A 16935-nucleotide genomic window follows, 5' to 3' on the forward strand; every position below is an offset into this window, starting at 1 on the left:
CTGACAAATGGGTAGAGCCTATCAAAATCGTAAAGTTTCCATGGCTAAAACGTCCGATGCCAAGGCAAAGGTCTATAGCAAATATGGTCGTGAAATATATGTATGCGCTAAATCGGGGGGCGTCGACCCGGCAGGAAATTTAGCGTTGCGCGGTTTGATAGAGCGCGCAAAGAAAGACCAAGTCCCTACCCATGTCATTGAAAAAGCAATCGATAAAGCCAAAGGCGGCGCGGGCGAGGATTTTGCGCCGGCGCGTTACGAAGGCTTTGGCCCCGGCGGCTGCAAGGTCATCGTCGACTGTCTGACCGATAATCCTAACCGTACTTTCGGCGACGTGCGCCAGTGTTTTACCAAAACAAAATGTAAAATCGGCACTCAAGGCACGGTCAGTCATATGTTCGATCATGCCGCTATTTTGGCATTTAAACATGATGACGAAGACGCTATTCTCGAAGCCTTATTAACCGCCGACGTCGATGTTAGCGATATTGAAAGCGAAGATGGAAAAATTACCGTTTTTACTCCCCAGGCCGATTATTCCAAAGCCAAACAAGCATTAACGGATTTATTAGGCGAGATTGATTTCGATGTCGACGAAATTCAATTTCTGCCCAAAGACACTACGACTATCGAAGGTGACGATCTGGCATTGTTCGAAAAATTCCTGGATCTGTTAAATGACCTGGATGATGTGCAAAATGTTTACCACGATGTCGAATTCTAAATACGCAAAATCTTTCCTAAAGCAAAGTAACCTTATCTAGTTCCTGAGCTTATTGCATTTCAATACCCGCTTTGCCTGGAGGGCGGAAATCTTTTCCGGCAAGGCGGGCTTATTTGTTGGCCGGCAGGCTTTAAAATTGGTTTTCAGCAGACCGGAAAATCAATTTTAACAACCAATCCTTCTTTCATTATTGTAAGCTACAATCCTTTATAATTTTTTCTTTACTGAAAAAGCTTAATAAAATTGTATAACCAATACTTTCATTTCAGCGAATCCCCTTTTTCGATAGCGACCGATCCGCACTTCATTTACATGAGTCCGCGTCATCAGGAGGGACTTGCCCATCTTCTTTACGGCATCAATTTTGGAGGCGGCTTCGTTGCATTAACCGGAGAAGTCGGCACTGGAAAAACCACGCTTTGCCACTGCCTTTTGCAGAAGATACCGGAAAATATAGATATCGCCTTAATACTGAATCCCAAGCTTAACGCTGTCGAATTATTGGCAACCATCTGCGATGAGCTGGGCATTATTTATGACAAAAAGCGGCTTTCGTTAAAAAACCTGGTTGACCTGTTAAACCAACACCTACTTACCGCCCACGCCAACGGCAGGCGAACTGTTTTGCTAATCGATGAAGCACAGAATTTAAGCATGGAAGTGTTGGAACAAGTTCGCCTGTTGACCAACTTGGAAACCAACAAAACAAAATTATTACAAATCATCCTGGTCGGCCAACCTGAGTTAAAAGAATCACTGAAACGGCAAGACTTACGCCAGTTAAACCAGCGCATTACCGCCCGCTATCACCTATTACCGTTATCGCTTGATGAAACGCGGACTTATATCCATCATCGCTTGACTGTTTGTAACGGCCGTCCGGAAATTTTTAAAGAAAGCGCGATACGAAAAATTCATAAGCTTTCTTCCGGCATCCCAAGAATGATTAATATCCTTTGCGACCGTGCTTTGCTGGGCGCCTATTCAACCAATACCCACGAGATTACCCCGGCCATCGTGAACGCCGCCGCCAAAGAGACACTGGCTTTTAGCGATAAAAAATCGCCTTCGCTGGCCGTATTGCTAAGTCTGCTATTTTTAGGTGCTGCCGCCGGTATTTATTTCTTAACCTTTGAACCCAAAACGAACAGCCAAAACGCTGTTAATACAACAGCAACCGCTGACAGCAAAATCTTTCATGACTGGATCAACAACCCGGATTATTCATTAAATGCCGCCTTAATCGGCACGCTGAAACGCTGGGGCAAAGCTGTACCCGAGCATAACCAGATCGATTGTCATTACATAGAAACGACAGGGCTGCTATGCAAGTTCGGCAAAACCAACTGGAAAGATATGTTGACGATCAAACATCCGGCCATTCTGGAATTTTCTCTGGCCAAAGGGACAAAATTCTATGCGCTGCTGACAGGATTCGAGCAAAACCAGTCCATGCTTCGTTTCAACAATCGCATGATATTTCCGGTAGCCGACGTATTGAAATATTGGAACGGCTATTATTTAATAGTCGAACCGCCGCCAACGCCCGATGCCAAAATGATACGTCCTCACGAAACGTCGGATAACGTATTATGGTTACGATACCTGCTAAATAGCATCGACGGAAAAATTGAAGCCGTAGAGCAGCCCCGCTTTTATGACGATAATTTAGCCGCTCGAGTGATGAAGTTCCAGCATCTGCACCAATTACCGGAAGACGGCATGATAGGCGATCAAACCATGCCTTATCTTAAGAACATAGCGCAAACATTCGACATTCCCCGCATAGAAGTAAGCGAATAATCATGTCTTTTATCCTTAATGCCTTACGTAAATCGGAACAGGAAAGACAAGCCCGCCAGGCTGAAAACGTAACGGATAAAATCCTTCTGCCTCAATCGCAGCAAACCGGCAGCAAGACAACCAAACTCCTGGTATTTCTTCTTGTTGCCAACGTAGCGGTTATTGCCGGCATCGTCTGGCTGCTGCGAAATAACGCGACGCCGACGCCCGACACAACAGCCGCTGCCCAGCCGGGGCAGCAAGCAAAGCTTGAGCTTAAAATCACCGATAATCCTATTCAGCCGCCAAAGCAGGAACAAGAAACGGAACATGCAACAATTTCCATTGCAGAGTTAATTGATAAAGCAAAGCCGGAACCCGCTCCGCAAAAGCCGGCTGCCGAAATCATTAAAAAGCCCGCCGCCGTTACCGGCAAACCCGAGCCAAAGCCATTAACTGCTTCGGAAATAGCGGCTGCGATAGACGAACCGGATGTGCCCGAAGCAACTCCGATGACAACGCCAGGCATCCCTTTTTTAAGCGACTTGCCTTTTGAGTTTCGCCAAAGCGTACCGAAATTTACTGTTAACGTGTTTGTCTACGCAGAAGCTCCTGAAGAGCGCTTTGTTATGATCGATATGGTCAAATATACAACCGGCCAACAAATAAAAGACGCAATGCTACTGAAAGAAATTCTGCCTGACAGCTTCGTCGTTGATTACCAGAACCGGGTCTTCAGGATCAAGCGTCCTTAAAAGCATTTTTCACCACGCCGTTCATCAGATGTGCCCCCTCCGGGCAGGGTAAGTATTTATACTTATATATATTCTTTTTGTGTTTCTTTAATATTATCAAATAAGTTGTTAGCTTGCGTTATTTGATCAAGTCATAACACAAGCTGATCCAAGCAAGTTCAAATCCTACAGAATTCACTAGCAAATCACTCTAAAGATGAGCTTTGTCCGTTGACTTCCTCGTTCTCATTTTGCTTCTAAATCATCTTTCGCGCATGACTCACAATAGAGTAATCGCCCACAAAATTTACGAAACATTTCTACCATTTGCTCAATGGCGACTATGTCCCGCATTGCTCTATTCTTCACAAAAACACAGCTCACGTGATTGATCCAGTAACAAAAAATAAAACACGGGATGTACCGAAACCAGACAACTACGTTATTACCGAAAAACTCGGAGAAAGCCTGCAAGCCTTGGTGTTCAAGGGCTACCACAAGCATGTGCCGGACCGGCCGCTGGTAATCAAACAATTGAAACTGCTGTCGAGCTGGGACGACCAAACCCGGCATCTGCGCCAGAAAATCGAGCGCCTGAAAGTGCTGCACGATCCGCGGGTCTGCACTCCGCTCGCGCTGGAAACTGACCGCGACTTGCAATTTATCGTTCAGCCCTGGTTCGCGGGAAAACCGTTGAATTATTGGACAACAGAACAAAAACCGCTCGATCTTAACGATTTTTTTACGCTGGCCTGCACGTTGGCCGATACGCTACAAGCCGTGCACGATGCGGGCATTACCCACGGAGGCGTCAAACCGCACAATATTTTACTGCAAGCGGGAACGCTGACGTTGCGGCTGACAGATTTCATTACCCCGCTCGATATCCGCGACGTCAGCCATTTTATCTACGACCCGGAATTCGTCCGCCATACCTTGGCCTATACCTCGCCTGAACAGACCGGCCGCATTAACTATCGCGTCGATTATTCCACCGATTTATATTCGCTGGGCATCGTATTTTATGAAATGTTGACCGGCAAATTGCCGTTTTTTTCCAACGATCCGCTAGAGCTGATTCATTCGCATCTGGCCGAAGAAACGCCTATCGTCAATCGGCTCAACCCGCAGATTCCGCAGGCATTGGCCGATATTATTGCCAAGCTAACCGTCAAGCAGCCGGAAAAACGTTACCAGAGCGCCTCGGGCTTACTGGCCGACTTGATCCGCTGCAAGAAAGAATACGGCGCCACCGGCAGCGTATCGGCATTTACGATCGGCCTGCACGATCGCAGCCGCCGGGTTATCTTTATCTCAAAAATGGTCGGCCGCCAGGCCGAAAGCCGGCTGATACAGCAGCAATACAACGAAGTCCTCGACGGCAAATTCCGTTCGGTGTTCATTTCCGGCCTGTCCGGCATCGGCAAAACCCGGCTGATTCAGGAGCTGCAAAAACCGCTGGTCAAAAACCGCGGCTACTTCACTTCCGGCAAATTCGACCAATACCAGAAAAATATTCCCTACAGTTCGCTGATTCAGGCTTTGCGCAACCTGATCCGCATCTTTTTGACGGAAAGCGACGATCAAGTCCGGCAATGGCGGAGCAAGATACTCGACGTTGTCGGCGACAACGGTAAAGTCATCGGCGATGTATTGCCGGAATTGGAATTCATCATCGGCCCTCAGCCGGAAGTGCCGCACCTGCCGCCGGTCGAGGCTCGCAACCGTTTCAACAACCTGTTCGGCCGCTTCCTGACCTGCCTGGCCGGCGAGGATAATCCGCTGGTGCTGTTTATCGACGACTTGCAATGGTGCGACAGCGCAACCTTCGATTTCCTGCAAAACCTGTTCGACAACCATCGAGAGCATCCGTTTTTGTTTTTCATCGGTGCTTACCGGCATAACGAAGTCGACAGCAGCCATCCGCTCAGCAAGCTGCTGCGCAAGATTCATGACAACAACGGCCCATTCGCGGAAATTCGCCTGGAGCCTTTAACCGACGCCGACTGCCACGAGATGGTCGCCTATATTCTCGACTCCTCGCTGGAAGCCACGGCCAATCTGGCAGAATTTATTGCCCACCTGACCGAAGGCAACCCGCTGTTCGTCAGCGAAAGTCTGGCCTGGCTGTACAACGAGGACTTGCTGAATACCGACGCCGAGCGGCACTGGCAATGGGACATCATCCGGATTCGCGACACCCGGATGCCGGCTTCTGTGGTCGAATTATTCAGCTCCAAGGTCGGCAAGCTGCCGATCAAAACCCTGCATATCCTCAACCACTGCGCTTGCATGGGCAACCGTTTCAGCGTCGAAGACGTCGCGCTGGTGCTGGCTATTCGCATCGAACCGTTATTCGAGGATTTGAAGCCGGTGTTGAACCTGGGCATGCTGCTGGAAAATAAATCGGATTTACAGTTCGTCCACGACCGTGTCCAGGAAGCGGTGCTGCGCCAAGTCGATCCCCAAACCAAACCCGCAATCCACTGGCGTATAGGTAACCGCCTGCTGCAAGCGGTGCCGGCCGAAACCGATCTTGAAACGCTGGATAACCTGTTCACGATCGCCGCCCACCTCAACCTGGGCCGCCCGGCGGACATGGATCAGGGATTGGCTTATCAATTGGTCAATATCAACTTTCATGCCGGCAACAAAGCGCTGGACGCCCTGGCCGGCGATGCGGCCAACGATTTTTTCCAAACAGCCCATAACTATCTGCCGGACGATTGCTGGCAACAGGCTTACGACCTGAGTTTTCGCATTTACCAGCGTCTGGCCAAGACTGAGCTGATGTGCGGCCGTTACGAAAAATCGGAAGTACTGATTAATCAACTGATCGAACACGCGGTCAGCGACCTGGACAAAGCCGAAGCCCTGGCGGAACAAACCACGTCATTGTCCTCGTTCGGCAATTTCAACAAAGCGATAGAAACCGCCAACCGCGGCCTGGCCTATTTCGGCAAGTCGATTCCCGAACAGCCCGAAACGGCCCGGCAACGGATGCTGGCGTTGATGGCGGACATCGAACGGCACGACAATGTCTGGCCAACGATCCTGAATATGCCTTTTACCCAGGACCGGAAAAGCAAGATCGAACTGGCGTTTTACAGCGAGCTGATCCCCGATCTGTATATGTCCGGACTGGTGCCGCAGCTGTATCTCTCGGCCGCGCAATCGACAATGCACTGTTTACAGGGCGGCATGGACGAATCGGTGATTTATTCGTTTTCTATCATGGGGCTCAATCTCGGCGAACAGGGCAAGTTCGAACAGGCCTTCCTGTACCAGGACCTGGCCCACGACCTGTGCGCCAAGCACCCGAATACGTTCGGCGCGACCCGCGGCATGAACGGCATTGTCTGGTGCAACATGCATTCGCGCAGCCATCCGGCCGAGATCGTCGATTATTGTCATAAAGCCATCCAATGCGGTAAGAATTGCGGCGATTTGTATAACGCCGGCCTGTCCTACGGACCGCTGATGTGGAATTTGCTGGTGCAAGGCAAAAACCTGCGCCTGGTCGAAGAAGCCGCCGAGGAATGCCTGAATTTTTCCCGCAAAAACCAGTTGTCGTTCTCGGTCGGCTTGGCCGAAGCGGTACTGGCAGGCTGGGTCGCGCCGATGATCTCCGGTTACCAGCCTGTGGACATGAGCGAAACGCTGGCGCGCTGGGAAACCGACAATTACGTCTCCGCGTCCGGCAGTTATTTTGCGCTGCTCGGATTCGCCCAGCATTACCTGGGCGATTACGCTGCCGCCGCCGCGTCCTTGCAAACGGTGGAACGCTACCTGCACGGCCTGACCGACAACGTGCTGAAACGCCTCTGGTATGTGTTCCGTATCGTCAACCGCCTGCGTTGGCCGGAAGGCTCGGACTGGCCGGCGCTGGAAGCCGAAATCGCGCCGTTGCTGGCGCAACTGGAAATATGGGCCGGCCTCGGACCGCTGTTGAAACCGTTCCTGGCTTTTGTCCATGCCGAAATCGCCCGTGCCAAGAACCAACTGCGCGATGCCCGCAACTTGTATTTGGACGCAATCGCCATCGCCCAGGCGCAAAACTACGGCCTGCTCACCGGCCATTTATACGAAGCCTTGGCCGAGACGATGACGGCCGGCAATCTCGGCGATGCCGACCTTTACTGCAACGCCGCGCAACGGATGTACCGGCTGTGCCGCGCCGAGCGCAAAAGCGCGCTGTTACAGCAGCGCCGCCCTTGCAACGGCGATTCCTGCTGCGTAATGCTCGCCGAAAAAACCATTGTTCCCGATACGCCGCCTACGCTGCCGAATCTCGATTTTAATTACCTGATGAAATCGGCGCTGGCGCTATCGGCGGAAGTCGACCTGAACCTGCTGATGCAAAAAATCATGAGCGTGGTGCTGGAAAGCTCGGGCGCCCAGCACGGCTACCTGCTGATCAAGAAAGCGGATGAATTGCTGATTGCCGCGGAAAGCCACATCGGCAAAAAACATATCGTCAACAACCGGTATCAAAGCCTTAACCAGGAGCAGGGCCTGATCAGCCGCGCCATTGTCAATTACGCGCTACGCACGCGCAAGAAAGTGCTGCTGCACGACGCAGTCAGCGAAGGCGAATTTCAGAACACCCAGGAAGTGCAGGCGTTGAAACTGCGCTCGGTGCTGTGTCTGCCGGTCATCAAACAAAACGAGCTGATCGGCCTGCTCTACCTGGAAAACCGGCTGGCGGCCGGCGTGTTTACCGCCGAAAAAACCGATATGACCGAGCTATTGACCGCCCAGGCCGCGATTTCGCTGGAAAACGCCCGGCTGTTGGAACAAACCCGGCTGGCCTACACCAAACTCCAGGAAAACCAGGAACACATGCTGCAAATGGAAAAACTGTCGGCGTTGGGTACGCTGGTCGGCGGCGTCGCGCATGAAATCAACAACCCGTTGATGGGCATCATGAATTTTGTCGAATTCGCCGCGAACAGATGCACGGACCGAAAATCCAGGGAAATTCTCGATCAGGCGCTGCAACAAATCCACCGTATCAAGAAGATCGTCAGCAACATGCTGCTATTCGTTCACAACCGCGCCGCTCCCAGCGGTAACTGCCGGGTCACGGAGGTCGTCAAACAAAGCCTGTTGCTGCTGGAAGGCGAACTGAACAAAGCCGGGATAACGGTCGAGATCGATGCGGCCGACGATTTGGCGGCTATTCACTGTAGCGCCGACAGTTTACAGCAGATCCTGGTCAATCTGATCATCAATGCCCGCGATGCGCTGGCCGGCAGGCCTCAACCGCAAATCAAAATCCTGGTCCGGCTTGTGGACGATATGGTGGAATTAAGCGTGATCGATAACGGCCCCGGTATTCCGCAAGAGATACAAAGCAAAATTTTCGACCCGTTTTTTACCACCAAGCCGCCGGGAAAAGGTACCGGCCTGGGCTTGTCGGTGATCAGCCGCCTGGTTCAGGACGTCGGCGGCGCGATACAGGTGGAAAGCGTATTTGGACACGGCTGTTGCATGCGTTTGCAGTTCCCCTCTATTTGAGCATTTAAACCCATTACTTACGAGGCACGATATGGTAAGCAAAATACTGGTAATAGACGACGATCCCGCGGTGCGCTCCGCCTTTAGACTGATACTCGAAGACAACTGTTTCTCGGTGCGCGAAGCCGAGAACGGCGAACAAGGCCTCGAGATGGCCCGAACCGAACGTCCCGACCTGATTTTTCTCGATCTGCGCATGCCCGGCATCGACGGCGTGGAAACCTTGCGCCGCCTGAAAACCATTGATGAAACGCTGAATATTTATATCGTGACCGCTTTCGCCAACGAGTATATGGAGCAACTGAAAAGCATACATGACGAAGGCTTTCAGTTCGAACTGGCCAGCAAGCCGCTGTCTTCGCTACAAATCCGCAATATCGCCCAAACCGCTACCCCCCCGGAAGAACGGTGCGCAACGCAGCACAAACTGGTGCTGACTCTGTACGTGGTGTCGTTGAACAACGAAACCCGCCGCCTGGTCGAGCAAATTACCGAGGCACTGACCAATCTTTACGAGCCCGGACACTGGGTTTTCGATGTCGTCGAAGTCTTGGGCATGCCGGAAAAAGCGTTGGAAAAAGACGTGTTCGCGACGCCGATGCTGGTGCGCGACATGCCGGAACCGGTGTTGAAGTTGCTCGGCGACCTGTCGCGCGTACCTTCGGTCATCGCCGCCATTACCACCCAAGCGAAAGGAATCGGCGTGCAAACTATCATCATTTAAGTCAAAGTATCGCCCATGTCCAAAGACCTTCCCAAACTTAACCTGATCCTCGACACGATCACCGACGGCGTTTTGGTTGTCGATGCGCAAGGCGTCGTGCTCTATGCCAACCATGCGGCCAAAATCCTGCTGGCGCGTTCCTCGTTGATCGGCCAGTCGCTGGCGATTCCGGTCAATCCCAATAAAAACAGCCACCAGGATATTAACCTGATCCGTCCGGACGGACTGATTTGGGCGGAAATGCGTTCCGCGCCGCTGGAATGGGACGGGCACCCCGGTTACGTTATCGCCCTGCGCGACATTACCGAACGCAAGCATATGGAGCTGGAGCGGCAAAAGTTCGTGTCGCTGGCCGACAACAGCATGGAGTTCATCGGCATGTGCGACATGAATTTTATTCCGTTCTATGTTAACGAAGCCGGCATGCGTCTGGTCGGCATCGATAGTTCTGACCAATGCTTGCGAACGCCGATCCGGGAGTTTTTCTTCCCCGAAGACCAGCGCTTCATTCTTGAAGAATTCTTTCCGCGCGTTTTACGCGAGGGTCATGCCGATGCTGAAGTCAGGTTCCGTCATTTCAAAACCGGCGCCACCATCTGGATGCTGCTCAACGTGTTCTTCATCAAAGACAGCACCGGCGAGCCGGTCGGTTTCGCCGCCGTCAGCCGTGATATTTCCGCCAGCAAGCAAGCCAAAGCGGATTTGCACGAGGCCGACCGGCGCAAGGACGAATTCCTGGCCATGCTGGCGCACGAATTGAGAAATCCGCTGACTCCGATCAACAATGCGGCCCATATACTGGATATGCTGAAGCTGGAAGATCCGCGGCTCAACTGGGCAACGGAAGTGATTAAGCGGCAAGTCACGCACCTCACTCACCTGGTCGACGATCTGCTGGACGTTTCCCGTATCGTGCGCGGCAAAATTTCACTGAAGAAAGAACGGCTCGACCTGATAGAAGTGGTTAACTCGGTTCTGGAGACAGAACGCGCTCCGATTCTGGCTAAACAGCAACATCTCGATGTTTGTCTGCCCGAACAACGGGTACTGGTGGATGGCGATTCCGTACGCCTGTCGCAAATATTGCTTAACCTGATCGACAACGCCTGCAAATACACACTGGAAGGCGGCCACATCGAAGTTAACGTTAAGTTGCTCGGGAGCGAAGTTGAAATTCAGGTTCGAGACAACGGCACCGGTATCTCGGCTGAATTATTGCCGACCATTTTCGACTTGTTCCAACAAGGCGCGCGAACCTTGGATCGTTCCCAAGGCGGATTAGGCATCGGGCTTACGCTGGTAAAGCGGCTGGTGGAACTGCACGGCGGCCGGGTAACCGCATCGAGCCTTGGCCCCGGATTGGGTTCCACCTTCATCGTCCGGTTACCGACGCTTGCCGAAGAAACGGCTACCTTTCCGACCCTCGAAGCGCCGCCGCCAGTTCCTCATGCCGGTACGCAGGTGCTGGTTGTCGACGATGATCTCGACGTCAGGGAAAGTACGTCCCTGCTGCTGAAACTGAACGGCTATGAGGTCAAAATGGCCGATTCCGGAGAACAAGCCATGGCCCTGATTCAAACATTCCATCCCGACGTGGTATTACTGGACATCGGCATGCCCGTAGAGAATGGCTATCAGGTAGCTCAACGCATCAGGCAACTGCCCAACGGCGGCGATATGCTGCTGATAGCATTAAGCGGCTATGGGCGTGCGGAAGAATTAGCCGGCTCGCAACGTGCGGGTTTCGATCATCATTTAATAAAACCGTTAAATTTCAGCGTTCTCTACGAGTTGCTTTCAAAATGGGAAGATGAGGTACATAGTTGTGCAGCAAGTATTCACGGAAAATAGAACTCGGGCTTTCAAATAGGTATTGAGCAGTGCAATGAACTGTCTTTTTACGATCCAGCTGAAAAGGCAGATCTTTTACCATCGGCGGGGAAATGGGTTTGTCTTAATGCCGAATTACGTTAAAATTTTGCCATTCATTCCAATCATATTTTATACCCAAAGGGCATAAGTTTCGTTTGAGCAGGCAAGCTGCTCAACTCAGCTTTATACCCAAAGGGCATAAGTAGGGTTTGAGCGGACAGGCTGCTCAACTCGGCTTTATACGCTTAACCGTAGTCCACCTCGTTTAATCAACAAACGACACCATAACAACAATAAGGAATCCAATGAATAACAAAGTTTTAGTGTTTATAGTGGCTTTATGCATCAACTTGTCCGCATGCGGTGGAAATAAAAGTAATGAAAACACGGCCAAACTGGCTTTCATTAATAACTGTGTAAAACAGGAGAGTTCCACGCGCGCCGTGGAACAGGCAAAATCTTACTGCGATTGTGCCGCCGATGCGGTTTTTAGCAATAGCAGCATTTCCGACGAAACCAAAAACCTGATGCCTACAATCAGCGACAAGAGCAGTAAAATTCATACTCAACACGACATTGCAACGGTTAGAGGCTTGTTGATGTCTTGCTACACCAGCAAGTTTTATAAAAAATAACCGCTAAAAACAGACATGAACTCACTCTCTGAACTCCATGCCGATATTGAAGCGCGCGTACAGGCCATCCGCGACGCTCATCCCGATTGGCTGTGCAGCTTGGGCTGCGACGGCTGCTGCCACCGGCTCGCCGAAATTCCGTTGCTGACCGAAGCGGAATGGGATTGGCTGAGGGAGGGACTGGCCGCGTTGCCCCCGGAGCAGCTCCGGGAAATTGGCCGGGGCATTGCCGCGCTGGCCGGGCAGTCATCGCGCCCGATTGTCTGCCCGTTGTTGGACAAGTCTTCCGGGGCATGCCGAGTCTACGCCTACCGTCCGGTGGCCTGCCGTACTTACGGATTCTACGTCCAGCGTAACCTGGGGCTTTACTGCAACAGCATCGAATCGCGCGTGGCCGGCGGCGACTGGGCTGAAGTGATGTGGGGCAATCAGGATGCGATCGACCGCCGTCTCTCGGGTTTGGGCAATAGCCGCGAATTAACCGAGTGGTTCATCAGCTGGAAACAAGACTCGGCCTAAAGTCTGTGCCGTCCGGATCAGCAACAAGCCCCACTTGCCGATGCAGACCCGCTCTGCGAATCGGGTTCGCAATCGAATAAGCCGAAATGGAGGGATTTATCGCCCAATATCCGGAAATGTTCGGCATAGCGGCTCTTGCCGAGCATGTCTGCGGTATTGCCGCATACTCGCAACGGGCGGCCGGTTTCGAAATGATGATGGTCGTCCAAATCGAAAGCGTGTAAATGTTCGGGGATGCAGCCAAGATAGCAGGCAACCTGTCCGTAATCCTCGCAACGGTTTTCCAGTGCCAGCTTAAAGGCGCGCACGGTAACCGAACGGAATTTGACCATGCCGATTTTAGCGGCGATTTCAGGATCATCAAGGCTGATAGGATTTTGTTTAACAACACGCACATCGGGACAACCCAAGTCGTGCAGGATCCGCTTGAAATCCTCCCAATACAAAGCACCGCCCAAGCATTCGCCAAGCAAGACAGGATCTTGACGCAACGCGGCCGGAATACGGCGATCGGCAAACACATCGGAAAAATACAACTCACCGCCGGGCTTTAGGACGCGGAATATTTCCGCCATGACGCGCGGCTTTTCCGGCGATAAATTAATCACGCAATTGGACACCACCACATCGATGCTGTTATCGGCAATACCGGCAGTCGCAAGGTTTTCAATATGGCCATGAAAAAATTCAACATTGGCGTAACCGAAACGCTCGCTATGCCAATCGCGATGGCGCATAGCAATTTCCAATTGCTCCGGCGTCATGTCTATGCCTATGACGCGGCCGCTTGGGCCAACCAATTGCGATAACAGATAGCAATCCCGTCCGCTGCCGCAGCCTAGATCCAGCACGGTTTTACCCTGCAAAGACGGAGGCAGCGGAGAACCGCAACCGTAAAAGCGCTCCAATATTTCAGGATGTAACGAGGATAACAAAGGCTTTAAATAAGCCGGCATCGCATCGATGCTGCAACAGGCACTGGTTTTTAGATCGTTACTGGATTTTAAGACTTGCCCATAGTAATGGCGTACCGATTCTTCAATTTCAATATAAGTGCTCATGAGTTATGTTTCTCGCGTTTTAGTTTTAGATTAAAAATGAGCGCCGATAGCAGAAAATCTGCGCCACTTCACGGACAACCGGAACGATGATACTCAACAGTGTTTTACTTCCAGCGCACCGCCGCAACTGCTGCCCTGCCCGGCCGTGCAACCGTAGCAGTGCGCGGCAGTGGCGATAGCTGCGCCATTTAACATATCAACTGTTAACTCGTTAATATGAGTTTTGCTGCGCGCCGCCAGCGGCATAGCCAGCATCTGATTAAAATCGCAATCGTAAAGATAGCCCTGCCAATCGATGCTGATCGTATTCAAGCACATCAAGCTGTCGAGATTATCCGCGCGGTAATGATCGCGTAACAATTGCAAATAGGCGTCAAACCGCCCCTGACTGACCAACTGGCTGCCGAAACGCTGGATTGGCATATTGGCAATAACGAACAATCGGTTAAAAACAATGCCGTATTGTTGCTGTAAATGCTGTTTATAGGCTAGCTCTAAACTGTTTTGTTCGGGTGGCAATAGCGCATCTTGCGGATTAAAAACCAAGTTAAGCCGCAATACGCTGTCGGCTTGACCGTAACCCAGTTTATTCAAGCGTTGCAGTGTCGTGATGCTGTCTTTGAAAACGCCTTTGCCGCGTTGCTTATCGACATTTTCTTCCAAATAACAAGGCAACGAAGCGACGATCTCGACTTGATGTTCCGCTAGAAATTCGGCCGTGTCTTTATAATGCGGGTCCTCCAATATCGTCAGATTGCAGCGGTCGATAATTTTAATGCCCTTGCTGTGTGCGGCTTTGACCAAATAGCGAAAATGCGGATGCATTTCAGGCGCACCGCCGGTCAAATCCAAAGTGTGAATATCGGCTTGCTCTGCAAAATGCAAGACTTGCTCCAGCGTTTCCAAACTCATCAGTTCGGTACGTTTCGGCCCGGCGTTGACGTGGCAGTGCACGCAACTCAAATTGCATAAATAGCCGAGATTGATTTGTATTATTTCGAGTGGTTTGCGGAAGATAGCAGGAAAGTCATCAGTTGCCAGTAACGGCCGAGTATCGTGCATAGTTAATCCTTAGAGAAAGCAAATATCGCCATGAAATTTGCCGGCATTTGTTAGCGGCAATAAGCATTGATAAGCGGCGCCTCTTTGTACACATCATGGCATGATCGCCCCAAGAAGCATAGTCTCAGGATATTATCTTTTATTGCATCAAGGGCCTAAACATAATTAATCGCTTCGGATTATCAAAGCCCGCTTCATTGCCGTATAAATCTATGCGGTACAAATCTCTCCGGCCTCACTTGCTTAGTTCTTCTAAACGATTAACGTATGGTCAAAAAGCGTCTGCTTTAATTCGGACAATAGACCTGCTCTTTCATTCCTGTGTTAGATTTTTGAAAACTTGCGTCATCAAGTCAGCAATGCGCTGATCGGCGCAATACAAAACGCCGCAGTGATTCAGAAACGTTGATCCGACAGGATTTAAGGCTAGAGGATTGCCATGAATATCGCTGACAAATGCGCCGGCTTCGTGAAACAGGCAGGCTGTCGCCGCATAATCCCAGATGCTGCCGCCGCCCAATTGCGGTTTAGGAAACTTGAAATAGCATGCCGGCGGACTGACCAAAACTTGACAAGCATTCATTGCCGCTCCGCCTTGTAATCGTATAGCCGCACCGTCATATCCCAGTATAGTGGAAATATGCTCCAGTTCGGCCAAAGTGCTTTGATAAAGCGGATCTTGGGCGAAACTTTTATCGGTGATGAAAGTCAGCGTCCGTCCCGCTGATGGCGATATTACCGTCGGCTGTAAGGCTTGGTTATTACACCAGGCACCTTGGCCTTTAATAGCATGATACAGTGTTTGTGTCAGAGGATCATAAACCACGCCTATTGTCGGAATGCCATCGCAAGAAACCAAGGCGATGGACACCGAATAGCCGGGCACGGACTCAATAAACGGCAAGGTGCCATCGAGAGGATCGATGCTCCAGAAAAAGTCTTTGCGCAGTCGCTCGCAGTCGTCGGGACTTTCTTCCGTTAGCAAGGCCAAATCGAACATCGCGCAAGTCGGCTGCAAAACCTGCAGGATGATGTCCTGGCTCAAGTAATCAACTTCCGTCACTACTTGAGCAGCCAGACTGGTACCGCCATCTTTGGCATTGACTGCGACGGATCGTTGCGAATATCCGGCAATCATCTGCCCGGCCTGACAGGCGGCCGAGATCGCGCATTGGCTGAGCAAAAACAAGTCATCTTTAGACAAACGCATTTTTTCTCCTTCAATTATCCTGTAACTGCGCAATGACTTCACGAGCCAGGCGCTCACTGTAGCTGTCTGGATTCCAATGGCCAGGACTCCAACCTTTCAGGAAACGGTGGAAATCGGTCCAGGCTACAGGATAAAGCGCTCGCCAATTTCGCTCAACGGCTTCAGCATCGACGGCTTTTTGTTTCGTTTTTAAAGCTCGCTTCAGCGCTTGAAAATAAATGTCCAACAACCGGCTTTCCTGTCGTTCGCATTCGTCTTGATTTAAGCAACTATCGATAAAGTAAGCCACATCTTTGATCCCGCATCCACCCCCAACATATTGAAAGTCCACGACAGCGACGCGGCTACAATCATTGGAAAAGCAAAAATTGGCCAGTTTTGCATCCCCGTGGACGATGGTTTGATAGGGGCTCTGACGGAGTTTTCGATCTATCGCCGATGCGGCATTTTTCAACGGTATGTCGTTTAATGCCTGCAATTCGTCGGGCCGGGTTTCCAGGTGCCAATAAGTTCCCGTCGGCCACAAGCCATTGGGAGACTCGCCGATAAACGTCGCATGAAAATTCGCCAGCCAGTTCAAACAAGCACGCATCTCGTTTTTACCGGCAATCGATCGGCGATTCGGAAAACCGGCATTATCAAGGTCTTCCAGCACAATAAGCACTTCATCATCGAAAGATTCGAACATCAAACAAGCCGGTATGCGGCATTGAGCATCGCAATGCTCACTCCAATTTCCGTACCAAGTCGTTTCGACTTGGTAGGAGCGCATTTTGCGCCGATGTGATACATCAGTGTTCCAACCACACGGATGACTGCCCTGAGCCGACAGCTTTACATGCTTAACGATTACGCTGCTCCTATCGCCTCCTGTTAAGCCATAGCGCACAATTTCACCATAACCGCTCCATAGGCGTTGAATAACTTCGCGTCGAAAAGCTGTTTTGCCGCCTGTGGCCTTGATGACGAGATCGCGAATATGTTCATTCATGGGCGGCGGCAAACGCAAGTCAAAAAAAAACCCAAGCGATTAAGCTTGGGTTTTTGGTTTTAGGCGCTTGGCAATTCCCTACTTTCGCATGGCAAACGGCC

At 51.1% G+C, this 16935-nt stretch carries 12 protein-coding genes; 8 read left to right on the forward strand and 4 right to left on the reverse strand.

What is annotated here, in order from left to right:
• The first annotated feature begins 7 nt into the window (after positions 1–7).
• The 8 genes from EKO24_RS10855 (at position 8) to EKO24_RS10890 (ending at position 12510) form a co-directional block, all read left to right on the forward strand.
• Positions 8–724: a YebC/PmpR family DNA-binding transcriptional regulator gene (locus EKO24_RS10855; RefSeq protein WP_127029987.1), complete on the forward strand. Its 717-nt coding sequence runs from the start codon at positions 8–10 to the stop codon at positions 722–724.
• 243 nt (positions 725–967) lie between these two features.
• On the forward strand, positions 968–2527 hold the full coding sequence (locus EKO24_RS10860) for an ExeA family protein (protein ID WP_127029988.1): 1560 nt from the start codon (positions 968–970) through the stop codon (positions 2525–2527).
• Between the two features lie 2 nt (positions 2528–2529).
• A complete protein-coding gene (locus tag EKO24_RS10865) occupies positions 2530–3261 on the forward strand; it encodes a general secretion pathway protein GspB (RefSeq protein WP_127029989.1) in 732 nt (243 codons plus the stop codon).
• Between the two features lie 363 nt (positions 3262–3624).
• Positions 3625–8760, forward strand: a complete 5136-nt coding sequence (locus EKO24_RS10870; RefSeq protein ID WP_127029990.1) for a trifunctional serine/threonine-protein kinase/ATP-binding protein/sensor histidine kinase — start codon at positions 3625–3627, stop codon at positions 8758–8760.
• Between the two features lie 31 nt (positions 8761–8791).
• The gene (locus tag EKO24_RS10875) at positions 8792–9484 is read left to right on the forward strand and encodes a response regulator (protein WP_127029991.1); all 693 of its coding nucleotides are present in this window, start codon (positions 8792–8794) and stop codon (positions 9482–9484) included.
• 15 nt (positions 9485–9499) lie between these two features.
• Positions 9500–11335, forward strand: coding sequence for a hybrid sensor histidine kinase/response regulator (locus EKO24_RS10880; RefSeq protein WP_127029992.1), 1836 nt, complete (start codon positions 9500–9502; stop codon positions 11333–11335).
• Between the two features lie 326 nt (positions 11336–11661).
• Complete coding sequence (locus EKO24_RS10885; RefSeq protein WP_127029993.1) at positions 11662–11991, forward strand: hypothetical protein; 330 nt, start codon at positions 11662–11664, stop codon at positions 11989–11991.
• 15 nt (positions 11992–12006) lie between these two features.
• On the forward strand, positions 12007–12510 hold the full coding sequence (locus EKO24_RS10890; RefSeq protein ID WP_127029994.1) for a YkgJ family cysteine cluster protein: 504 nt from the start codon (positions 12007–12009) through the stop codon (positions 12508–12510).
• A gap of 17 nt (positions 12511–12527) precedes the next feature.
• Here EKO24_RS10890 and EKO24_RS10895 read toward each other — a convergent pair whose 3' ends face one another.
• From EKO24_RS10895 to EKO24_RS10910, 4 genes are all read right to left on the reverse strand, one after another.
• A complete protein-coding gene (locus EKO24_RS10895; protein WP_127029995.1) occupies positions 12528–13571 on the reverse strand; it encodes a methyltransferase domain-containing protein in 1044 nt (347 codons plus the stop codon).
• Between the two features lie 93 nt (positions 13572–13664).
• Positions 13665–14633 carry an arsenosugar biosynthesis radical SAM (seleno)protein ArsS gene (arsS, locus tag EKO24_RS10900; protein ID WP_127029996.1) on the reverse strand — a complete coding sequence of 323 codons (969 nt, stop codon included), beginning with the start codon at positions 14631–14633 and terminating at the stop codon, positions 13665–13667.
• A 313-nt stretch (positions 14634–14946) separates the two neighbouring features.
• A complete protein-coding gene (locus EKO24_RS10905; RefSeq protein ID WP_127029997.1) occupies positions 14947–15843 on the reverse strand; it encodes a 3'(2'),5'-bisphosphate nucleotidase CysQ family protein in 897 nt (298 codons plus the stop codon).
• Positions 15844–15853: 10 nt separating this feature from the next.
• Entirely contained in the window at positions 15854–16834 is a 981-nt protein-coding gene (locus EKO24_RS10910) for an oxidoreductase family protein (RefSeq protein WP_127029998.1), read from the reverse strand.
• Positions 16835–16935 lie beyond the last annotated feature (101 nt).

Origin of the sequence: Candidatus Methylobacter oryzae, from assembly GCF_003994235.2 — a bacterium.
GTDB lineage: Bacteria > Pseudomonadota > Gammaproteobacteria > Methylococcales > Methylomonadaceae > Methylobacter_A > Methylobacter_A oryzae.